The 21835-nt window shown below is 54.1% G+C and carries 18 protein-coding genes; 6 read left to right on the top strand and 12 right to left on the bottom strand.

Annotated elements, in window-relative coordinates; genetic code table 11:
• Positions 1-36: 36 nt before the first annotated feature.
• Both Q8902_06155 and Q8902_06150 read right to left on the bottom strand, forming a co-directional pair.
• Positions 37-1329 carry an Nramp family divalent metal transporter gene (locus tag Q8902_06155; protein MDP4199135.1) on the bottom strand — a complete coding sequence of 431 codons (1293 nt, stop codon included), beginning with the start codon at positions 1327-1329 and terminating at the stop codon, positions 37-39.
• A 459-nt stretch (positions 1330-1788) separates the two neighbouring features.
• Complete coding sequence (locus Q8902_06150) at positions 1789-3381, bottom strand: hypothetical protein (protein ID MDP4199134.1); 1593 nt, start codon at positions 3379-3381, stop codon at positions 1789-1791.
• A gap of 265 nt (positions 3382-3646) precedes the next feature.
• Here Q8902_06150 and Q8902_06145 point away from each other — a divergent pair, with 265 nt between their 5' ends.
• Entirely contained in the window at positions 3647-4006 is a 360-nt protein-coding gene (locus tag Q8902_06145; protein MDP4199133.1) for a hypothetical protein, read from the top strand.
• Between the two features lie 74 nt (positions 4007-4080).
• On the opposite strand, the gene Q8902_06140 is transcribed toward Q8902_06145, so the two are convergent.
• The 4 genes from Q8902_06140 to Q8902_06125 all read right to left on the bottom strand — a co-directional run bounded on the left by Q8902_06140 (position 4081) and on the right by Q8902_06125 (position 7796).
• Positions 4081-5328 (bottom strand): aminotransferase class I/II-fold pyridoxal phosphate-dependent enzyme, encoded by a 1248-nt coding sequence (locus Q8902_06140; protein ID MDP4199132.1) that lies wholly within the window; start codon positions 5326-5328, stop codon positions 4081-4083.
• A 76-nt stretch (positions 5329-5404) separates the two neighbouring features.
• Positions 5405-6337 (bottom strand): class I SAM-dependent methyltransferase, encoded by a 933-nt coding sequence (locus Q8902_06135; GenBank protein ID MDP4199131.1) that lies wholly within the window; start codon positions 6335-6337, stop codon positions 5405-5407.
• A 633-nt stretch (positions 6338-6970) separates the two neighbouring features.
• Positions 6971-7354: a hypothetical protein gene (locus tag Q8902_06130; protein ID MDP4199130.1), complete on the bottom strand. Its 384-nt coding sequence runs from the start codon at positions 7352-7354 to the stop codon at positions 6971-6973.
• Between the two features lie 70 nt (positions 7355-7424).
• Entirely contained in the window at positions 7425-7796 is a 372-nt protein-coding gene (locus Q8902_06125; protein ID MDP4199129.1) for a hypothetical protein, read from the bottom strand.
• Between the two features lie 248 nt (positions 7797-8044).
• Here Q8902_06125 and Q8902_06120 point away from each other — a divergent pair, with 248 nt between their 5' ends.
• The 3 genes from Q8902_06120 (at position 8045) to hslU (ending at position 11231) form a co-directional block, all read left to right on the top strand.
• Positions 8045-8908 carry a C39 family peptidase gene (locus Q8902_06120; GenBank protein ID MDP4199128.1) on the top strand — a complete coding sequence of 288 codons (864 nt, stop codon included), beginning with the start codon at positions 8045-8047 and terminating at the stop codon, positions 8906-8908.
• Positions 8909-8989: 81 nt separating this feature from the next.
• Positions 8990-9526 carry an ATP-dependent protease subunit HslV gene (hslV, locus tag Q8902_06115; protein MDP4199127.1) on the top strand — a complete coding sequence of 179 codons (537 nt, stop codon included), beginning with the start codon at positions 8990-8992 and terminating at the stop codon, positions 9524-9526.
• Between the two features lie 259 nt (positions 9527-9785).
• Complete coding sequence (gene hslU, locus Q8902_06110) at positions 9786-11231, top strand: ATP-dependent protease ATPase subunit HslU (GenBank protein MDP4199126.1); 1446 nt, start codon at positions 9786-9788, stop codon at positions 11229-11231.
• Between the two features lie 22 nt (positions 11232-11253).
• Here hslU and Q8902_06105 read toward each other — a convergent pair whose 3' ends face one another.
• From Q8902_06105 to Q8902_06090, 4 genes are all read right to left on the bottom strand, one after another.
• Positions 11254-11982, bottom strand: coding sequence for a hypothetical protein (locus Q8902_06105; GenBank protein ID MDP4199125.1), 729 nt, complete (start codon positions 11980-11982; stop codon positions 11254-11256).
• Between the two features lie 227 nt (positions 11983-12209).
• Positions 12210-13967 carry a hypothetical protein gene (locus Q8902_06100; protein MDP4199124.1) on the bottom strand — a complete coding sequence of 586 codons (1758 nt, stop codon included), beginning with the start codon at positions 13965-13967 and terminating at the stop codon, positions 12210-12212.
• Between the two features lie 127 nt (positions 13968-14094).
• Positions 14095-15000 carry a DUF4249 family protein gene (locus Q8902_06095; GenBank protein ID MDP4199123.1) on the bottom strand — a complete coding sequence of 302 codons (906 nt, stop codon included), beginning with the start codon at positions 14998-15000 and terminating at the stop codon, positions 14095-14097.
• Between the two features lies 1 nt (position 15001).
• A complete protein-coding gene (locus Q8902_06090) occupies positions 15002-17305 on the bottom strand; it encodes a TonB-dependent receptor (protein MDP4199122.1) in 2304 nt (767 codons plus the stop codon).
• 163 nt (positions 17306-17468) lie between these two features.
• Between Q8902_06090 and Q8902_06085 the strand changes: the two genes are divergently transcribed.
• Complete coding sequence (locus Q8902_06085; protein ID MDP4199121.1) at positions 17469-18881, top strand: LptF/LptG family permease; 1413 nt, start codon at positions 17469-17471, stop codon at positions 18879-18881.
• A 14-nt stretch (positions 18882-18895) separates the two neighbouring features.
• Positions 18896-19468 (top strand): hypothetical protein, encoded by a 573-nt coding sequence (locus Q8902_06080; GenBank protein MDP4199120.1) that lies wholly within the window; start codon positions 18896-18898, stop codon positions 19466-19468.
• Between the two features lie 3 nt (positions 19469-19471).
• Here the strand turns inward: Q8902_06080 and Q8902_06075 are convergent, their stop codons facing one another.
• On the bottom strand, positions 19472-20038 hold the full coding sequence (locus tag Q8902_06075; GenBank protein MDP4199119.1) for a T9SS type A sorting domain-containing protein: 567 nt from the start codon (positions 20036-20038) through the stop codon (positions 19472-19474).
• A gap of 266 nt (positions 20039-20304) precedes the next feature.
• Positions 20305-21762: a potassium/proton antiporter gene (locus Q8902_06070; protein ID MDP4199118.1), complete on the bottom strand. Its 1458-nt coding sequence runs from the start codon at positions 21760-21762 to the stop codon at positions 20305-20307.
• Positions 21763-21835: the final 73 nt, after the last annotated feature.

Below are 21835 nucleotides of genomic sequence, written 5' to 3'. Positions count from 1 at the left end.
TGCTTTGTTCCTATGGTTACCCCTCGATAGCATCCACTAGATCAAAGTCATGAAGAAGATCACCACGGCGACCGCCATGAGCAGTGTCGCGATCCAGCCGAGCGTCGTCCAGGTCCGGTTGATGGTGAACTCGCCCATGATTCGCTCCCGGGAGGCCATGATCATGATGACCATCATGATCGGCGCCGAGATGACGCCGTTGATGACGGCCGACCAATAGAGGGCGCGAATCGGATTCAGGCCCATGTAAATCAGGCCAATGCCCAGCAGCGTTGCAGCGGCGAGGATTCCATAGAACCGCTTCGCTTGCGCTGGCTTCTTCTCGAGGCCAGATCGGTAGTGCATCGCTTCGGCCACCGCGAACGCAGCCGAGCCTGCTAGCACCGGAAGCGCGAGCAATCCCGTGCCCAAAATGCCAAGGGCGAACAAGATGTAGCAAAACTCTCCGGCCAGCGGACGCAATGCCAGCGCAGCTTGTTCGGCCGTCGCGATATTCGTGATGTTGTGCGCGTGCAGCGTTGCGGCGGTGGCCAGCATGATAAAGTACGCGATCAGATTCGAGATCCCCATCCCGGTCACAGTGTCGTTGCGCATGAGCCGGAGCGCAAGCGGGGCTTCCAACGGGTGTCCTCGCAAGGCGTGCTCGTGCTTGTGCGTGCGAATCTCCTCGACCTCCTGCGACGACTGCCAGAAGAACAGATAGGGACTGATCGTCGTACCAAGCACCGCGACAAACGTCGCGACAAATCCCGCGTCCATCGAAAACGAGGGAAGGAACGTACCAATCGCAACCTCCTGCCACGGGATTCGGACGAAGAACACGACACCCACATACGCGAATAGGACAAACGTAAGCCACTTCAGCACCCGCGCATATTTGCGGTAGGGGATATAGATCTGCAATCCGACCGATGCCAGCGTCAGCAGCACTGCGTATACACGTGCCGGACCGCCGATGAGCATCTTCGTGGCCGTGCCCATTGCGCTGATATCCGCGCCGAGATTGAAGACGTTGGCGAAGAAGATTAAAAGCATGATCGGGAACGCCAGCTTCGCCCCGTAGTACTTTCGAATGTTTGCCGAAAGACCTCGACCCGTCACGCGGCCGATCTGTGCGCTCACCATTTGGATGGCTGACATCAGCGGCCAGGTCAGCAGCATCGTCCAGAGGATCGGTGTCCCGATCTGCGCGCCGGCTTGCGAGTAAGTCGCAACGCCACTCGGATCGTCATCCGCCGCGCCGGTAATTAGCCCAGGGCCAAGCGTTTGCCACAGGGTATGCGGCTTTTGGATCCGGATCTTCTTCACTTTTAGGAGGTTGGGCAGCATCAGGCGCTTTAACGAAGAGGAGAGAGGTTTCACTCAGGCTCAACCTGCCTTTATCGTGCCAGAAATAGCATTTCAAGCGGACACTATATATTATTTTATATTTGATTTTCGGAAGTTTTTCATGAAGAGGCTACGGTGTCTTCTGGCCAGCCACACGCCTTGACCGGAAAATGTATATTATGAGCCTAATTCATATTTCATACTTCATATTTGAAGAGAACCCCCTCCACCTAATATAACGAGGTTCGACCCATCCGGCATCGCATATTTTCGATGAATTCTACAACAATATGCAGGGACCATTCGGCAAGCCCAGCGCAGGCACCGCTGCCGCAGCTATCGGCCTGGCAAACCCGAACTGTTCAGGGAATGCCGAGATAGGACTTCCACAGGAAGTCCGAATGCCATTTGGTTCGACGTGCGTACTCTCATGCCCACGGGCGGGGAAGCGATCCTGCCTCATAGCTGCTGCAAATACTCGCTGAGACTCTCTTTCCCCTTGAGACCGACCTTCCTGCGTATCCTGAACCGGTGCTGCTCGACCCCTCGCTCCGAGATGCTCATCAGCTTCGCCGCCTCGACCGACTTCAGTCCAGCGCGGAGCAACTGACACAGCCGAAGTTCCTGCCCGGTCAGATCGGGATGCTTTGCCTTCAGCTTCTCGCGAAAATCGGGATACGCTTCTCTGAACTTCTCCTCGAACTCCTGCCACTGGATGTCGCTCTCCGTGAAAGAGGAGAGACGCGAGCGAATGTCCTTCGCGGCCGGATCGTCCGAAGGCGTACGTCGGAGCAGAGAGCGGAGATCGTTGCGGAATTGTCGCACGGCCTCGGCCTGCGTGATCAAGTGCCGCATTTTCTCCGTCAGTTCGCGCTCCTTGTATTCGAGCTTAATTCGGAGCAATTCGGTCTGCTGTGTTTGCATGTCTGCCTTTGCTTTCTCTTGTTCAAAATCACTTTTGAGCGCGTGGTATTCCAACCGGCTCTTTAGCAGCGCCGCGTCGCTCTCGGCGACGAGCGCGTTGTATTGCTCTAAGTATTCGTGCGCTTCCTTGTACTTGTTCAGCGCCTTGTATGCATCGTGCACCGAGCGGAGCGCCTCCTTGCGGACGTAAATGTCCTGCGCCTTTTCCGCATCGGCCAGCGCAGCCAGCGCCTCCTTTAGCGCCGGACGGACCTTCTTCGTCTTGAGGTATAGCTCCGCCATATGCACGTGCACATTCGACCGCACGCGCTCTGCGTTCGGGTAATCCGCAAGCTTGATCGCGGTCTTGAACTCAATCTCGGCCTTCTCATATCTCCGCTTCGCCTCATGCACCTTGCCCATCAGCGTGTGGGTCACACAGCGTTGCGGAAAATCGGACTCAGCCAGATGTGCACGGACCTCGATGACGAGTTCTGCGACTCGTTCGAAGGATGCGAGTTCAAGTTCTACACTTGCCAACTTTATCCGGGCCTCTTGCACATTTCGGTCAGCACCAATCGATGACGCGAATCGGATCGCCTCTTCCGCATGAAGCTTAGCGCCATCCAGGTCATTGGAAAGAAGGCGCAGCTCCGAATTCTTTGTGTGGAGCAAAGCTAATAGCCGGATGCACCCATTGCGCTTCGCTGTTAGCAGTCCTTGCTTCAGATACGCCAGTCCTGACTCCTGATGTCCGAATCGAAGAGCGATGATCCCGAGCATGTAATATGTGAACGAAATGCGGAACTCATGATGCGAAGCGATCGCGTGTTGGAGCGACTTCTGCTCATATTCATACGACCGTTTTAGATCGCCGACTCGGAATGCAACGTATGCTTGACCATGAAAGCTGTCGGCTAACAGACGATCGTCTCTCATCACGAGCGCAATACCGTGAGCTTCGTTATAGAGTTGACTGCATGCGGTAAGATCACCTTCAGAGCAGATGCCAAGCAAGAAGGCACATCGGGCACGAGACTCTTGATCGATGCTGGTTGCAGCATAGGCCGATCGAAGCTCGTCCTCGAAGAGGTTCAGGAATGCTCCTTGATAATACTGATCCTCGACCCAGCTAATTCTTGCATTCATAGGCCGCGTGCCTGAAAGTTGTTATATTTGTCTTGTTGCTGATTTAGTTCTAAGCTGATTCTTATTCCCAATGGTACATAAGACTTCGCGAATTACTTGTGTTTTGTTCGTTCTTGCGGCACTCGGATTCTCCTCGTGTTGCTCTCGGAAATGCATGGAGCCCAACCGGCATTGGAGTGGTCCAGGAAGCCATCTTCCTGCTTACAAGGAGCGCGGAAAGGACGCCAAATTTCGGAATGCGTCAAACTCGGTAGTAGTGGAATTCGTGAATTACACTAACGCCACGTACTGGATCATGGGTACATACACCTACACCGATTTGAATGGAACTCACCCCGGTACTTCCATTGGTCCGTTCGAATCAAATAGTCTCGGTGTCGCATACTGGACCGCTGCACCTCTAGGTGCTACTAACGTAACTGTTGAGGCGGTCAATCTATACAAGCAGGCTGCCGCACCTGCCGTAGGGGATGTACCGGTGGGGACATACTCACCAATTCCCGACGTTGTGTGGGATGACGATGTAATGCAGCCTTCGTCGAACGGTCCATACGGTATTGCATGGAATCCGTCAGCGCGAGTTGTAGTCATATCTGACGATAATATCAATGGTACTAAAGACTAGGTGATGATTTTCCCCTGCGTGCTCCCTGCCGATCGTTATGTGATCGACAGGGATACCGGCTGTGTGCTGTAGTTTTAGCGTGATTGGTTCGGATCTCCTAACGCTGTTCCATTAATGTAATTCGTTGCATCCCTGACAGCTTCGCCAATGATCCGTGCGGCGTCGCGCGTGGCATCGGCTCGGTGTCCCGCCATGCACTGCATTCGAAAGCGAGCTGTCCCGACCGCCACGGCAGGAAATTCGACGAGATTCGCCAGCAGACCGCGCTCCGCGATGAGTTTGCTGGCAATTCGCGCAATCTTCTCACTTCCGATCATGACCGGCACGATTGGGCTTGGTTCGCCGGCCACGCGCAGGCCGTGCGTGTGAAGTTCGGTGCGAAGGAGCTCGCTCACCGCACGGTTCTTCTGCCGCAGCTCTTCGCCTGCCTCGGAGCGCACAATCCGAAGCGCCTCGGAAACGACCGCAGCCTGGATCGGCGACAGAGCATTGGAAAAAATATGCGTGCCACCGTAATACTTCACGGTTTGCCAGACTGCTGCGCGATTCGACGCGAGGAACCCGCCATTCGAAGCAAAGGTCTTGGAAAAGCTGCCCATCACGAGGTCCACTTTGCCCAGCATATGTTGCCGTGCAATAGTGCCTGCGCCGCCCGGACCAGTTGCCCCAAAATCGTGAGCAACGTCAACGAACAATGTCGCGTCGTACTCATGGGCGAGTGCCTGAAGCCGCTCGATCTCGGGCACATCGGAATCCATGGAGAAGAGTCCTTCCGTAATGATTAGGATTCCATTTTCGGAATCCGTTGCACGAATCGTTACAAGCATGGAGCGGAGCGATTCCGCATCGAGGTGCCGGTATTGCCGGACGTTTTGCGTGGCCGCGTTCGCACCCGCTTGCAGACACGCGTGCGCGAGCGAATCGATCAGAATATGATCGTATGGGCGCACGAGTCCGGTGATCGCTCCAAACCCGGCAGCCCATCCGGTCGGGAAAAGCAGCACGTGCTCCATCCCGACGAAGTCGGAAATCTCGCGTTCGAGCCGTGAAGAAAGCGTCGTGTTACCAGTCAGCACGGGCGATCCAGCAGAGTGTGGCCCAAATGTGTGGAGTGCTTCAGCCGCTGCGGCAATGATAGCCGGATGACTCGCGAGCGACAAGTAGTCCTGCGAAGCGAAGTTCAAGCCGCGCCTCACAGTGCCACGCTCGTCTCTCAGCATGCCGCTACTGTCAGGCCGCTCGATCATGATTCTGGAGTATGGCCAGAGGCCGGCATTTCTGCGTTCCTCTTGCCATTCAAAGAACGGCTCTGTACGAGACAACAGGTTATGTCCTCGTGGCCGGGCGAAGTGCGCCAAGCTCTTATTTAAGGCCAATGAAGTTGATATGATGTCCATTTCAAGCGACCTTCTCTTTTGATGCCGTTAAGAATATGCATACCCCCAGCGGCTCCCGGTCGATCGAGATGCGATCGGCCGGGATACCGGCGGCGAGTCCGAGGGCGCGGAGTTCGTCCTCGGTGCGGTGAATGAGCACCCAGTCCATGCACCACTCGATGTAGTTGCGCGTCGGATTGCTCGGATGGAAATTTCCGACGACGATCCGTCCGCCCGGCGCGGTAAGATTCCACATTCGCGCAATGAGCGCGATGGCGAGCTTATCGTTCAGGTAGTCGAAAAGCCCCGCGCACCAGACCAGATCGAATTGCTCTTCGGACCGGAAGCGGAAGACGTTTCCGCACTCCCATTTGAAGTGCACAAGTTTTGCATACGGGTTCGTGACCTTCTGGGCATATTCTATTGCCTTCGGCTCCATGTCCACACAATGGAATGTGCTGCCGTGGCACGCACCGCCAGCGGTCTCGATCGCTTCGGCCACATCGCGGCACGGGCCGGATGCAAAATCGAGCACACGGACTGGCCCGCGCTTCTTAAGCACGATTTCCGCTAACGTCGTCTTCAGGTGTTCCTTCCGATTGCGAACGGACTCCGCCGCCGCCTGCCGGTGGCAGAAGTCGTCCCAAAACCCGCTCAGAATATCGACGTCGCGAATGTGCTTGTACATCCAGTCGATAACCCGGAAGTCTCCGGCATATCCAAACGGCTTCTGACGCATTTGCCGGTTCATCAAGCCCTTCTGGATTTCGCCATCCGTTTTGTCGAGCAACGATTGGCGAAATGCCTCCCGCTGCTGCGGATAGTTATCGCTCATGGCGACGATGGCGTTGAGCTTCGCGTGTAGCTCTGCTTCGAACGCCGCGAGCGGCATTTGCTCGATTTCCGGCAAGAATGCGACGAAGCTCTCGATCTGTTGTTCGATGTCTGGGTGCATGATGGCCTCGGTTATCGAATTGTTCGGTATGAGTACTCCAGAGGGGTTGGAATATGATTCGCTGGAAGTTCGCTTTGCGAATCGTGAGTTCGGCCCACATAGAGCTCCGATTGATTACAATTCCCGAAAGGGAAAATGTTTTGTTCTTGAGCACTGAAATAGACCAACACATTGGATTCGTATGGTCCAATGTCTATTGAATACGATGTAAGAGGAATCTGATCAATGATTCCATCATCCTTCCTCTTTTGAATCAATAGACTAAATTTGAGCGGGGCGGCTCCAGGGCTGCATCCTCCTTGGTTGTATGATCCAGATGGGAATGGAATAGGTTGATTGTCCACTACTCCAGGGTAATATTGGAAGAGATTTCCTTTAAATGAAAGGCTCACCTTCTTGCCCTTCGACAGATCACATAACTTGTACCAGAACGGCTGCTTCAAGTACGAATTCGGATTGCCATGTTGCACCAGAATTCGCTCGCCGTTATAAATGACCCTATAGTTGCTATTGCCGGCCTGCCCGCTTGCGTTCACTGAAGCGATTGCGAGAAGTGCTGCGCACAAAAGAATCTTCTTCATGTCAAAATCCTCCAAGATGTTATTGTGTATGGTTAGTGAACCTGTTCGATAGTCATGGTTTCTTCGCGTCCTTGATCGCCTTAAGCCACTCGACCAAGGGATTCCAAAGTCTGGAGCCACCGGCGACGAGAATACCAAGTATGATCGTTGGCCAGAAGTCGGATATGTTGACACCTGGTGGAAGAGTACGCGGCGGAAAAATCGAATTGAATATCGATAGTTGGTTGGCCATGCAAACGGTCGCTATTCCGCTCAGGATGGCGAGCAGGCTAATGGCTCCTTCTCTGCGTCGATCTGCTTTCGGATCGGCTGCGGCTTGCGACGCTTTCGTCGGCGGAGACGAAAGGAATGGAAGAAAGCTCTTTAGTGTCTCGACGAGGCGCTCACTCGCAGCGGCAAGCGCCGCGAGGATGGGTATTAGTTGAGTAACGTCCATTGTGTGTTGTATTGCTTAGAGTGTTTGAAGATTGGGGCAGAGACCCTAGCCAATGCCCCTGTTCATATTCTCAATTCCCGCTTGCTGGTGCGGCTATTGGATCCGGGCATGGACCACATCGCTGCAAAGCCCACCAGTAAGCGAGTTCTAATGCTGCAGTAATTGCCAGCCTTAGAAGAATGAAGAGATTCGCGATCGAAGCGATGGCCGCATTATAGATCTGCAATGCCGCTTGCTTGCAAATGCCGCAAGGATCGGCTGGGACAGAAGGAAGTTGTCCCAACTCAGTGCTCGGAGCAAGTTGTTGCGCTTGTTCCAGCGCCTGGTCGAGTTGATCGTCTGTGACCTCGGCCTGTGAAAACGAGGCGCGTAGCTTCGTTCGAATGTCGTCCATTGCAGTCGGATGGTTCTGAATCGCATTAATGTCTGCTATTGTCATCATCGGTCTGATAGTAAGTTTGTTGGTTGAAATTCGATTGATAAATCAATCGCTACAAAAATGCCGGGACGGGGAGGTAATCAATTACGACAGGAAGTACGACAAAGCGTGTTCTTTCTGGCAACCGATATTATTCGACGGAAGAGGATCGCCAGTCGAGGCAATAATCAGCACGGGATAATGGGAAGAAACTGGGACCGGCACCCCATACCCTAAACCCTCTCCGCCATACCCCTGTTGAAGGGGCGCTCATGGGCTTTTATCCTCAAAATAACCGGTGGCAGTGTGGTCCGTTCGCGATTAAGCACGCGCTGGCGATCGTTGGCCGGTTTGTGGACGAGGAATCGCTGACCAAAGCGGCGAAAACGACGAAAGAGGGGACGGACGAGAGAATGCTCCGCCGCGCCGCCGAGAAGTTCGATTGCCGGCTGATCGAAATCCGGAAAGTTACCGAAGATGCGGCATTTCGGGCCTTAAAAGCCGCTTTGACAACGGGCCGGCCGTGCATGATCTGCATCAACCAGTGGGGACATTGGGTCACGATCGTTGGTTTTGACGCCCGTTCGGAACGCTTCGTTGTTATCGATAGCGAAAAGGACCCGGTCGTGCGCATTCCAGCCTGGAGCGAACTCAAGCGCCGCTGGGTGTTTAACGAGTACGACCGCGATGGCAAGCTGCAACAATTTTACGACTTGTACGTCCTGAGACCACGGTTCCGCGTGCAATCGAAAGCGAATTTTTCGCTGAAGCGCGCGCAGTTCTTGCGGCGTCCGGGCAATGCGCACTTCATCAAACATTTCGATGAATACGTCAGCGATTTGTTGAATATCGCTCGGCCGGGACACACTCGCGATGGCCGCTCGGATACAATCTCGATGGCTGAATTCCTGCGGCGTCATCGAAAAATGTTGCTGGAAACCGTGCAATATTGGCATGGTCAAACGACCGATGCAAAGCTTCGGCGTGTTCTCAGCAACATGCGGTTCGTCGCTGAAACGTATGGACTCGTTATTCGTCAAGAGGACGAAAAGCGGACCATCGCTTCATTCGCCGCGCTGCTCATGACCTGGGCAACAACGCACGAACCGCTGGAAGAGGCGCTGTACGGGGAATAGGAATTTTACGATGTAGGGGCTAATGGCATTAGCCCGTTTTTTCGAAGCACGGGTTAATGCCATTAACCCCTACGATCAATAATGTTAATCAGATCTACTACTGTTCTCGGTGTCGTTAAGGACGGCAAAGCTGCGCTTGGCTCGGATGGTCAGGTTACGACCGGGCAGACCGTGATGAAATCGAACGCAAAGAAATTGCGTATGCTTGGAAATGGCACTGTCATCGCCGGATTCGCCGGCTCGACCAGCGATGCGCTCACACTCTACGATCGGTTCAACAAGAAGCTCGAAGAGTATCGCGGCAACGTACCACGCGCTGTCGTTGAGCTCGGTCGCGACTGGCGGAGCGATAAATATCTTCGGCGCCTGGAGGCGATGCTTGCAGTCGTAAGCCGCGAGAATGCATTTCTGCTTTCTGGCACCGGCGACGTGATCGAACCGGAGAATGGCATCGTGGCGATCGGATCTGGCGGACCATACGCGCTTGCTGCGGCGCGCGCGTTCATGCAAAGCAATCCCGCGATGTCCACGCGCGAGATCGTGGAATCCTCGCTTAAGATCGCCGGAGAAATTTGCATTTATAGTAATACGAATCTTTCAATCGAATCTCTGGATTAAGCATCGGTAGCCGCAGGCTTCAGCCTGCGTCATGCGATATGTGAGCGCGCTGCCAAATGAACTACGTACCCTAAAGGGTACGGCTACAGAATCAAGATTTAGCACTTACAGAATGGCCGGAAAAGGCAAGAAATCAACAACCGTTACGCCCGTCGGCGACACGCCCGTGAGCGACTCGCCGGTAGGCGAGGAGATCGTTAAGGTCTCCGACGGACAGAAGAATGGCGAGACTTCCGAAGCGGTGGTGGTCGCGAGTGCGATGCATCAATACACGCCGCATCAGATCGTCCATGAACTGGATAAGTACATCATCGGACAATCGAACGCGAAGCGTTCAGTCGCGATCGCCTTGCGCAATCGCTGGCGCCGGCAGCAGGTGCCGGATGCGCTCCGCGAGGAGATCATGCCGAATAACATTATCCTGATCGGTCCGACAGGTGTTGGCAAGACCGAAATCGCTCGGCGTCTGGCCCGTCTGGCTGGTGCGCCATTCCTGAAAGTCGAAGCGACGAAATACACCGAGGTTGGCTACGTAGGCCGCGATGTGGAATCGATGATCCGCGATCTGACCGAACTTGCCATCACCATGGTCAAGAACGAGCAGATGCAGGCCATCGAACCAAAGGCGCGCGCCAATGCTGAGGAGCGCATTCTCGATATCCTGATTCCGCCGGTCATCGAAGCGCCGAGAACTCCGCCACCAATGATGTTTCCCGGCGTGCCGGTGAGCACATCGATCAGCGGACTGCCGCAAGCCCGCACGCGAACGCCCACCGAAGCGAAGGAAGATGCTGAGCTGAACGAGAAGACGCGCAATCACTATCGCGAGAAACTCCGCGCCGGTGAACTCGATACCAAAGAGATCGAGGTCGATATTCAGCAAGCGCCGCCGATTGCTTCCATGCAGATCATGGGGCCGCTCGGCGGACCCGGCATGGACGAGATTGGACAGAACATTCAGGACATTCTCGGCGGCATGTTGCCGAAGAAGAGCAAGCGCCGTCGCGTGACGGTGGCAGAAGCCCGCGAGGTATTTGAAGGTGAAGAAGCCAGCAAATTGATCGACATGGAGACCGTCGTTCACGACGCCATCGAGCGCGTCGAGAGCACCGGTATTATCTTTTTGGATGAGATCGATAAAGTTGCTGGTGGCGGACGCAAAGAGGGTGGTGGCGGTCCCGACGTTTCCCGTGAAGGCGTGCAGCGCGATTTGCTGCCGATCGTCGAAGGATCGAACGTCAGCACGCGCTATGGCATCGTGCGGACCGACCACATTTTGTTTATTGCGAGCGGCGCATTCCACACGTCCAAGCCGAGCGATCTCATTCCGGAGTTGCAGGGACGCTTCCCGATCCGCGTCGAGCTTGAAAGTCTGACGCAGAATGACTTCGTGAAGATTCTCACCATTCCCGAGAACGCATTACTAAAGCAATACACCGCGCTGCTTGCGACCGAAGGCGTCCAAGTAACCTTCCAGCCAGATGCGATCGAAGCCATCGCGCGTATCGCGTTCGAAGTCAACGAGGCCGTCGAGAACATCGGCGCGCGACGTTTGCATACCATTCTAACGACGCTCCTCGAACAAGTGTTGTTCGATGTGCCGGATGTGGTGAAAGAGAAGCAGATGAAGATCACCGCCGCGTTCGTCGATGAGCGGCTGGAGAAGGTCGTGAGGAATCGGGATTTGAGTCAGTATATTTTGTAAGACTGTCTCGAAGCAGTCGCAGTTAGTGACTGTGAACTGCTTCGAGGCTTTTCTCAATGTTTAGATCAGTGATCTCGAGCTTGGGTGGATTTGTGTCGCAGCCACAGAAGAGAGTAACCGGCGCACCCTGCCATCTTACCCCATGCGATATGACGTTGTGATCTCCCCATGCTCGTCCACCGTACCAAATCGGGCCAACGAGCGTTAGCAACGCGTTCCTAATTCTGGGCTTAAATATCTGATCATATTTTCGTAGAAACTGATTTTGATCCTGAATCTTCAGTAAGCGGATGGCACCTCGATAGCTCGTCCGATTTAATTGAAAGGGATATGTTATGAACGAAGCCACGGTTCGTCGGTCATCGCGGATCACCGCTGATTGGAAAGTCTTAATCAGCGAATCTTGAATTCGACCCTCAGTATCCACGTATTTCTTGTCACCAGCAAACACAATCACTCTCTTTCGAGAGTCTGTTAGGATTAGAATGCCTCGAAGAGTGTCAAACGCCGGATCGAACGTACCCGCAAACATTGTGTCATAGACGGCATCGGTATCCTTGACGAGTCGCACAAATCTCTTGAGAATAAGCCGACCATCCTTGGACAACGAGGCACTACTAAAGTGAAGATCACCAAAGTCGCCGTCGGTACGCTCCGGACGGTGCGCGGTCGTGTGAAATTGTTGGATTTCCTGAAGGTCAGAAACAGCACTCCAATCATCAGTGCCAAGGCGATACATTAAGAAGCTCATCGTATCGTTCCCGTTTGGGGAGAAGTAACGTTCTCGTAAGTTAGGCGGTGGCAATGAGGCGGTTTGGCAGAGGGCGACTGATGACAGGCTCTGAGCGAATACGAAGAAAGCTGCAGCAATAAAGAGTCGCACATAGAATCAAATTGCGAGGGGAACGGAATAATTCTCCCGGTTAGCGGCGGACAGTAAAGTCAAATGCGGGACCAACGGCTGGCGCGACGGGATACTTACTTCACGAGCACGATCGTCCCGTTCCGCATCGCTCTCGTGTGTTCGCCGACGAATTGGATGCCATAAAAGTAGCTCCCGCCGGGAAAAGATTTCAAATCGAATTCGTACTCGCTTGAACCGCTCGTCATTGGTCGTTGCTCCTGCCGAACGATACGCCCGAGTGCATCGAACAACGTGATCGTACAGGTACCATCCTCTGCAACAGTGAGTCGTATCGAGGTCTGATAGTTATCCGCTGAGGAGACTGGGTTCGGTCGGAGGGGACTTGAAACCAAAGGACTTCCTGTCTTTAGGTACGTCTGTAATTCTTGATCACCACAAAGGAATCGAACATGTGAAACTATTGTCCTCGCGGCCTTCCCATAGGGACATGCGACTAATTGTGCGTTATCACCGATGGTGGGTTCTTGATTAATTGCCAAGGAGTCAAGCGAGATCAAATTCACCGAAGGATCGGAAGCTGAAGCCTTGGAAACTACCACCTGCAATCCGAGTGAGAGTAACGCATGGAGCGAGTCCAATTGGATTCCTTGCGTATTCACCAGCCGAAACGCCACAAACGTCGAATCACCAAGGGTATAAACTGTATCGAACAGTTGGGATCCTCCAATTGACCTCATGGTGAAACTGTTGAAGGCGTCCTGAAAAAAGTGAATCACGCCGTCGATCGACTTGACTGTGAAATCCGGGAGCGTTCGATCGGACAAGAGCGAGAGACTTACAATGTATCCGGGTGCCGTCGTGTCCTGTGCCAGCGCAAGATGAAACCCAAGCGTGTCTGGCTGGGCGCCATCGCCGCCATCGGTCGTCACCCAAACACCTCCGGCATTATCGAACGCATAGATCGCGCACTCGTTGACGGCAAACCGGCAGTCAAAATAATTGCTGGGACCGCCGATAGGAGTCCACGTGACGCCCGAATCGAGCGACCGGTATAATCCGCTCCCGGTCGGACTCTGACCCATGAGTTGGAGATAGAGAATGCCTCCATTTCCAGCGATACCTCCAGTGATATTCGGCAAGGTGCTGAGAACGGACCAAGTCACGCCGTAGTCAGTGGAGCGATAGACGGCGCCGTTGGTGGCAACGAGCCCGCCCTCGCTGGCACCGATGAAGACCGAGGTTCCAGGAATCCCACAGAGCGACCAGACCTCGCGCCCCGGCTTCATGGAGTTGTTCCAAGTCACGCCGCCATCGGTGGTAAAAACAAAACTGCCCCATACTGCGGAAGCCGCTCCATGGAGATCGTCCACGAAGTCCACGCCGCCCGTCGAGCCGCCAGGGAGCGTAGCAGTGAATGTGTTGCCTCCGTCAGTGGAGACGGTCATGCCCCACGGATTGTACGACGAGGCGACGAGCGCGTGGCTCGTTTCGCGAATTCCGACCAGTGCCTGCCCGGCATCCGGTGTCAAGTGCCACGAGCCGCCGGCATCGGTCGAGTGCCAAAGTTGTGTACCAGAAGTTGCCCAGCCTTCCAGGCCATTCTTGAACCAAATATCTGTCACATAGTTGCTGGAGGTCGTTGCTGGCGGACCACCGCAAGCGGTCCATGTAAGGCCGCCATCGGTGGTGCGCTCAAGCACGTTGGGATATGTGGCGCGATCGAAGCCAATGATGCCGGTGGTCGCATCGAAGAAGTAAGCGGCGGTAACACGGCCGAGTCCATTGAATGTCGCGATCTGTTTCCATGTCGCAAACGCACTACTTGCAAGGAGGAGCAGAACGAGTGCAGCAGACCGAGCGAAGACTCTCATGTCTTTAAAACGCTCGAGATGACCTCCGGTTACAAAACTATTTTTGGAATTGCCGAATGCGGGTTATATGGAGGACTTGGCTCCAAACATTGTTCGATCATGTGATGCCGAACTATGTCGGCTTGCGCTACTGCTTGGGCTTGACGAACAGCGAGACTGTGTCCCGCGAGGCGCTGGCGAATACACCCATTCCGCCAGCGATATGATTCAGCGATGCTTGATAATTCGTGCCGCCCTGGGTAATGATCTGCCGCTGATAGTCCGTCCAGTTGGTATCGATCGCATAAAAGGTGATGAGGTTGGGTCCATACCAGTTTACGAACCGTGAGGTGACTGCAATCGCGGGGCCTGTTGCGACCAACGAATAGCGAATGGGCAGGACGGAATCCAACCCGCGAGGTGGACGGATGCGCCCGTAATTCGTGTCGAGCGCCGTTACACTGAGCAAGTATCGGCGCTCGGGACTCTCCACCGGACCAGCCGTAACGACGAAGACAAAAGAAGCAAGATTGTTCGTATCGAGCACAAAGGTGCGGCCACGGACCGAATCCGCAAGCGGACTCAGATGGATCGGCATCGGCACCGTCGTTACCGCGCTGATCGAGTGCTTGCCGCCCGTCTGATTGTTGGGTGCTGTAATCGAAAGCTGATAGGTCTTGCCGGCCTGCACGATGAGATCGCTGGCCGGAAGAGAGTAACGGCCTTTGAGTTTTGCTGGCAGTAATGTGTGCGGCACGCCATCGACGGTTACGATGACCGTCGCGCTATCGACAGCATAATCGAGATCGTCGTAGTACGCGCCGAATGGTGTCGTCCGGTGCAGGACGACGGAGTCAATCGGCGCATTCGCATAGAGGAACGCGGACACAACGATCTGTTCGTTGTAGGCCGTTTCGATGGCATTGTCGCAACTACTCAGCGCGGTCGCCGCCGTGAGTGCAACGAGTGCGAGCACATAAACGCGCATCCCGAAACCGCCATTGCGAGGAGGCTCAATGACGGTTGTCCCAATATGTTCTTGAATTGCGATCATGTCAGAAGCTAACGGATAAACCAAACGTCGGAAGAATAGGAAGGAGACGTACCAGATTGATCGTGGCCGGATTGGTCGATTGATCGACTTGCGAAATCCAGACATTCCGATAATTGTACGCGTTGAACACGTCGAAATTGAATTCCGCGTTGCGCTTTTCGGAGAAGAACGAGAAGGCATACGTTGCCGAGAGATCCAACCGGTTGTAGGGGGGGAGTCGCAATGCGTTCTTATCGCCCTCGATCGGAATCGTACGGTTCGGATCTTCTGCGTTTGGCGCGAGCGCCGTGATCTGCGTGTACGCCTGACCGGTGCCATACGTGAAGGTCGCGCCAAGCGTCCAGCGATCGTTGGCGTGGTATGTCATCACGAGATCGAAATTGTTACGACGGTCGTAGGTCGGCGGAAATGCATTCCCATTGTTGATGTCGGGGAATGTGCGCCTGGTCCATGCGAGTGTGTACCCGAGCCAACCGGTTATCCGTCCGACTTGCTTTTGCAGGAAGAACTCGATGCCGTATGCTTCACCATTACCGACAAAGAAGACGTCGTTCAGCGTCGATCCGCTCATGCCGTTCGGGCGCATTTCGACCAGGTTTTTCATGCTCTTATAGTAGCCTTCGACCTCGAATGTGTAATTCTCGAATGGAAGCGTCGAAATTCCAAGTACATACTGATTGCAGATTTCCGGCGGCTGGGACGTGTCTGTCGGGAGCCACACGTCAAAGACCGGCACAAGGTTGTTCGTCGCGAGTTTCAGATACTGATGGTAAATGCCAGCACTGGCTTTGAGCGTGATGGCCGGCGTGAGGATATAGCGCGCGCTTAGCCGTGGGTCAACACCGATCTGCGGGTTTGAACTGATTCCATCGACACGCAGGCCACCTGTGATTGCCAGCGGATCTTCGACAAAGCCGGCCATTGCCGGTTTCCATTCGTCCTGAATGTAGCCTGCTCCATACCAGGGGGTTCGATCGATATTCGCATTGGGTGGATTGGTGCCGGATTGAATGAGCAACGAGGTATGATAGCCCGTCGCCTGAACTCCCATTTTGACTGTGTGCTGCGAGCTCGGAAAATAATCGAGACTGCCTTGTACCGTGTAGTCGTCAATCCCATTCGTCCACGTGAATGGCTGTGCGCTTGAGCCGATGGTGAATGCAGAAGAATAATTGCTTGCCGAGAGCGTCAATTTTGAAAACAGCTCGCTTCCAAAAACATGTGTCCACCCTGCGGAGCAGGCTTTGTTGCCCCACTGCATATCAATGTTGTTGATTGCGTTGTTGGCCGTGAAGACCAAATTGTCCGATCCCCAGTACCCGGCGAGTGTGATCTTGTCATCCGGCGAAGGATTCTGCGTGAGCTTGATATTCCCATCGTAAAAGTAATAGTCCGGCAGCGTCAACTTCTGAGTAAGCCCGGTCGTGTTCAGCAGGAGATCGAGATAGGTTCTTCGACCGGCCAGCACGAGTGCGCCAGTGCCAACGGGCGTTTCGAGCATTCCGCTGCTCGAGATCAGACCGATATTTACTTTGCCCTTCGTTACGTTGCGATCGCCATCGATGTTGGTCACATTCAGCACGGAGGATAGGCGGCCGCCATACTCAGCCGGAAATCCTCCCTTGATAAACTCAACATCTTTGATTGCATCGGGATTGAACGTGGAGAAGAAGCCGAAGAAGTGAGAGGGATTGTAGAGGACGCTGCCATCGAGCAGTATCAGGTTTTCATCCGGAGAGCCACCACGCACATAGAGCCCGCTCGAAATTTCGCTGGAGGTTTGCACGCCGGGCAGCAATTGCAGAATTCGAAAGAGATCTGCTTCGCCAACCTTTGGCAAGTTTGCGACCATGCGTGGCTCGATCATCACGCGCGATACCTGGGGCTCCTGCCGTTGCCGTTCGGCATTGTCCTCGACGGTAATTTCTGCTCCGCCCAAGCTAACCGGGGCCATTTGAAAATTGCGCTGAAGACCCTGGCCCGCGCGGAGTGTAATGCTTATCGTAATCGTCCGGAAGCCGAGCGAAGATACTTCAACGAGCACAGGCTGACCGGCCGGAATGTGGAGTGAGTAGAATCCGCTGCTGTTTGCGATCGCACCGATTTTGAGCGCCCGAACCCGAACGGTCGCGCCAATAATCGCTTCGCCGCTCGTCGAGTCTCGCACGAAACCCGAAATCACCCCGGAGCTCGAATCGGGCAGGGCATTCGGATTGCCACGGAGCACGGCGGTAGAGGCTTGCGGCAACGCGAACGTGAGAAGTCCCGATACGACCAAGCATACGGCCCAGAGAATCGAGGACAATCGACGAAAACGAATACGTGCGACCAAAAGAGAAAAATGATTGGTGAATTAATGTTTCAACGCCAAAAATCCCGTCATGTAACGAGGATTGGCGGAATTAGCTGTTATTTTATTGTCATTGGGTTAAGGCATTTCCGTCTGACGATGCGTGTTGGCAACTATCATGCACTCGCCGGGCCAGCGCGCAACATTAAAGATCCGATGGTGGACGCCTTCAATGGGCATCTGGGATCATATTGTCCGAGAGTCGGCTCCGCCATTCCTGCTGGCCCTTTCGGTCATCATGTTCGTATTTCTGCTACAGTTTCTGATGCGGTTTATCGACCGCATTGTCGGCAAAGGACTGGATGTTTGGACGATTCTCCAACTCATCGCCTTCAATCTTGCATGGATGGTCGTCCTGGCCGTACCAATGGCAGTTCTCGTGGCCGGCGTCATGGCGTTTGGGTCGCTCGCAGCCTCGAATGAGTTGACCGCGATGAAGGCCGCCGGGGTTTCGCTTGGCCGGATGATGATACCTATGATTGTCCTCAGCACCCTCATCGCAGTATTCGATTTGCAGTTCAACAATATCATCTTGCCTGACGCGAATCATCGCGCCAAGGACTTGATGTCCGACATTCAGCGGAAGAAACCTACGCTGGTCGTCGAGCCGGGGACATTCACAACAGAGGATGAGATTGCCGGTTATTCTATTCTCGCTCGTCGAGCCCATCCAGCAACGAGCGATCTGGAAGATGTAACCATCTACGATCATGCACAGCCCGGCCAAACGCGCGTACTCACCGCCCGATTTGGGCATTTAGCATTTACTCCGGATTTTCGTAATATTGTACTGACGCTGCGTGAAGGAGAAATCCATCAGCAGCAAGCTGAACAACCAACCGATTATCGGCGTGGGCGTTTTAGCACGTACATTGTTGAAGTCCCGGCAAGCGGTTATGACTTCATGCACGAGGGGGAGTCCGAGCGGAGCGGCCGGGAGTTATCCGCGCACGACCTGCTCAAATTTGTGCATGTCCGAGATACGATGCTCGCTCATCAGGTTGTTCAATTGCGAGATCACGTAACGGAATACGCTCGCGAGTTAACATCGAGCGCGCCCCCGAAATTAGCGGCGGCAACGGGATCGGCAGTCATCAATGCCCGCGCGAGTTTCTCGCCACATGCCATGCAGGTCGAGAATGATGAGTCGATGATCAAGAGCACGCAGGATGACATCGACAGCTATATGGTCGAGGTCCACAAGAAATATGCAATCCCATCAGCGTGCATCATCTTTGCCCTAATCGGTGCTCCGCTTGGCGCGCTTGCAAAACGGAGTGGGGTCGGAGCCGGGGTTGGACTTTCGATCGGCTTCTTCGTGCTTTACTGGATTTTCTTAATTGGCGGCGAAAAATTGGCGGACCGCCAGGTCATTACCCCATTTTGGGGGATGTGGGGCGGGAATTTGCTGTTGCTTTTGGTCGGTATTGTGCTGACGTGGCGCGTGGCGCTCGAAGCACGGCCACTGACATCGCTCATTTGGCTGCCGTTTCGGTCGCGAAAGAAGATTAGCACTACTATTGCATCCTGATCTCATTGATGATTATGCCGCGTATCCTTCTCCTTCCCGTTGCCTGCCTGAGCGTATGGCTTGCCTCATGCTGTGAACCCGGACATAAGGATTCGCAGCCAATTTTGGTCGATAGTGCTTTTCAAGAGACCTACGGTCGCGATCTGGATGTGTTCACAAGTCACGTCACGGGATTGAATGCCGACTCCGCCTACTTCCCGATCTATACGTTCGGGATCAGGAATAATGGTACTGCGGACGACGATTTCACACTGAGTTTTCGATATTCAAATCAGGGCTATCTCGCCGGCTTCGATATTACGAAACACGTTCCGGCCGGCCAGATGGTCTTGTTCCGAACCCCATCGCCGACTCGCGATTCGAGTGCGATCTATCACTACCCAAATTTGAATAATCCATCGGATTCGATCCCGAGCATGGATAAAGCATACTATGGGATTCAAGCATCCACCCCTGACTCAACAGAAATTCACACCCTGCGTCCGACGATTAGCGTTACCTACGGCTTGATCGACAACGGCCCCGAAGCCTGCAACACGCCCGCGAGCACACAGCAGATCGATCTCAACGAGCTGCCAAGAAGGTAAGAACTATTCTGCAATACAAAACTTGGTCACCTGTTCGTCGAGGCGAAGAAAATAAAGACCGGCATTGAGGTGAGGAATCGGGATGGAATGTTGGTGTGGTGCAGTGGTAGTAAGGCATAACCTCGCTCCGAGTACAGAAAACAATTCACAGCGTCGCGGTCGATCTGATGGGTCAATAACGCATTGCAAGATTCCATTCTCAAATGCAAAGCTGATTCCATGTCGGCCAATTGGGATTGCAACTGCCGCAGAGTTGCTCAGATGCGTCGAGTGAATGATCCCAGAGAGATCAACGGAAGAAGCAAGCCTTAACGTCTCGGACCAATCTTGGTGTGGAAGATTGTCGCTGTAGAAATCCTCATAATACAGATAATCGACGTGTTGAGTTAGGAACGAGTCACGTAGGTAAATATTTGCGGAATCAAAATACAGGTCGCGAAGATCGACGATCCAGTTCCAGTCTTCAGTACCGGTAGATCCATAGTACAACCAAGTGTGGGCCTGTAGTTGGAGTTTTGAAATATGTTTTGGAACAGAGTCGAACAGGATTCGCAAATCAATCTTCCCCATTTTCGATAGGTCCTTAGGGTACCATTCCGAGTAAGAGAGTGAGTCCTGCGAGAGGTGGCAATGGAGCGAATCAGAGCCAGGGATCGACACGCTACCGTCAAAGTCTGCATAGTAGCTGCGGAATAGAGATGGCTCCCAGTGTTGGAATTGTCCAGACACCCTAATGCCAAGGATAAAAGTCTTCCTAAACAAGTTAAGAGAATTACTGTCAGTTTGCGCAGAGGACGCAACGGGCATCAAGATCAGAAGAAGTGCAATTAAGCGAATCATCTTGAGTCTGAATAACTGCTGAGAGAACAAACTCGTTCGAGATCTTCCTGCTTAGCCAAAAGTACCAGCACATCACCACCGCTTATCGTTGTGCGGCCCGTAGGCACGAGTGTCACGCCATCGCGATGGATCAGCATGACGAGCGACTCCTCCGAAAGGCCGAGTGACATTACGCTCCTGCCAACCAATGGTGAGCCTTCGGGGACAATGATCTCTTCCAGTCTGCTATTATCCGTTAGCAACGCGCCGGAATGGATTCGATGCAGGTGCTTCTCCGTCATCGGCAAAAACACACCAAGCCAACGCGCAACCGGCGTGAGGGTCGTCCCTTGCACGAGCACCGAAAGCAACACGACAAAGAAGACAAGATTGAAGATTACCGTCGCCTGCGTGATACCGGAATACAGCGTTATCGTAGCAAGAATAATCGGCACCGCGCCGCGAAGACCCAGCCAGGAGGCCATCAGTTTCTCGCGCCAAGTCAGCCCGGAGAACGCCAGCGTGATAAACACGCTGAGCGGACGTGCGGCAAAGATGAGAAATACACTGATCAGTACGCCGGGTGCAACCAGACCACCGAGTCCACAGGGTTTCAGCAGCAGGCCAAGTGTCACGAACATCACGATTTGCATCAACCAGGTAAAACCAGCATGAAATCTGGCGATGCTCCGTTTGTGGAAGTAACGTCGCGTGTTCATCATGACGCCTGCGACATACGCCGCGAGGAAACCACTGCCACCAAGCACGGCTGCGATTGCGTAGGTCAAGACGGCAAGTCCTAACGAAAGAGGGGGATAGAGGCCTTCCTCCGCGAGGTTCAGCACGTTGATCGCCCATGGGATTACGAAACCCATTGCGATTCCGATCACGGTGCCCAATCCCATTTGGACAAAGAACATGGGGATGATCTGGACGATCGAAGCTCCCGGTGTTTTGATGATCTCGATAAACGCGATCGCGAGAAAGACCGCCATTGGATCGTTGCTGGCAGATTCCAGTTCGGCCATTGCGCCCAGGCCCGATCGGAGCACCATCCTACGCGATCGAAGAATCCCGAATACGGCAGCCGCATCGGTGCAACCGATAATACTTCCAAACAGCAGCCCCTCCGGCCAGGACATCGAAAGAAGATACCGCATCACCACTGCGACCAGAATCGCATTGATGATAAGGCCAATCGTCGCAAGCAGTAGCCCGCGCGCCAGCACCGGTCTCAAATCTGACCACGCCGTATCCAGTCCGCCACTGAAGAGAATGTTCACGAGCGCGATGACCGCGACTAACTGGATCGCTTGGGGGTATTGGGTCGCGATGGAGCCAAGCCCCAACTGGCCCGCAATAATTCCGATTGCGAGAAATACAATCAGGGCCGGCACGCCGAGCCGCGAACTCGCGCGGCTGACGATTATGCTGGCCAATAGGAGGCCCGCGCCGATGAGGAGAAGTTGCTCCATGGAAAACAACGGAACGAGATACTGGGCCGGTTTGTGCGGATGGTGGAGAATCCAAAACGACAAATGGGACCAT

Source organism: Bacteroidota bacterium (assembly GCA_030706745.1).
In the GTDB taxonomy this organism is placed as follows: Bacteria; Bacteroidota; Ignavibacteria; order Palsa-1295; family Palsa-1295; genus PALSA-1295.
Note: the sequence above shows the minus strand (reverse complement) of the source record. Positions and strands in the feature narration are given on the sequence as shown.

Bases quoted from the DNA above. Each gene is read 5' to 3' on its own strand.
- Q8902_06080 (MDP4199120.1), top strand. From the start codon at position 18,896: ATGCCGCGTATCCTTCTCCTTCCCGTTGCCTGCCTGAGCGTATGGCTT.
- Q8902_06105 (MDP4199125.1), bottom strand. From the start codon at position 11,982: ATGAGCTTCTTAATGTATCGCCTTGGCACTGATGATTGGAGTGCTGTT.
- hslV (MDP4199127.1), top strand. From the start codon at position 8,990: ATGTTAATCAGATCTACTACTGTTCTCGGTGTCGTTAAGGACGGCAAA.
- Q8902_06070 (MDP4199118.1), bottom strand. From the start codon at position 21,762: ATGGAGCAACTTCTCCTCATCGGCGCGGGCCTCCTATTGGCCAGCATA.
- Q8902_06150 (MDP4199134.1), bottom strand. From the start codon at position 3,381: ATGAATGCAAGAATTAGCTGGGTCGAGGATCAGTATTATCAAGGAGCA.
- Q8902_06085 (MDP4199121.1), top strand. From the start codon at position 17,469: ATGCACTCGCCGGGCCAGCGCGCAACATTAAAGATCCGATGGTGGACG.
- Q8902_06120 (MDP4199128.1), top strand. From the start codon at position 8,045: ATGGGCTTTTATCCTCAAAATAACCGGTGGCAGTGTGGTCCGTTCGCG.
- Q8902_06130 (MDP4199130.1), bottom strand. From the start codon at position 7,354: ATGGACGTTACTCAACTAATACCCATCCTCGCGGCGCTTGCCGCTGCG.
- Q8902_06075 (MDP4199119.1), bottom strand. From the start codon at position 20,038: ATGGGGAAGATTGATTTGCGAATCCTGTTCGACTCTGTTCCAAAACAT.
- hslU (MDP4199126.1), top strand. From the start codon at position 9,786: ATGCATCAATACACGCCGCATCAGATCGTCCATGAACTGGATAAGTAC.
- Q8902_06100 (MDP4199124.1), bottom strand. From the start codon at position 13,967: ATGAGAGTCTTCGCTCGGTCTGCTGCACTCGTTCTGCTCCTCCTTGCA.
- Q8902_06125 (MDP4199129.1), bottom strand. From the start codon at position 7,796: ATGATGACAATAGCAGACATTAATGCGATTCAGAACCATCCGACTGCA.
- Q8902_06095 (MDP4199123.1), bottom strand. From the start codon at position 15,000: ATGATCGCAATTCAAGAACATATTGGGACAACCGTCATTGAGCCTCCT.
- Q8902_06135 (MDP4199131.1), bottom strand. From the start codon at position 6,337: ATGCACCCAGACATCGAACAACAGATCGAGAGCTTCGTCGCATTCTTG.
- Q8902_06155 (MDP4199135.1), bottom strand. From the start codon at position 1,329: ATGCTGCCCAACCTCCTAAAAGTGAAGAAGATCCGGATCCAAAAGCCG.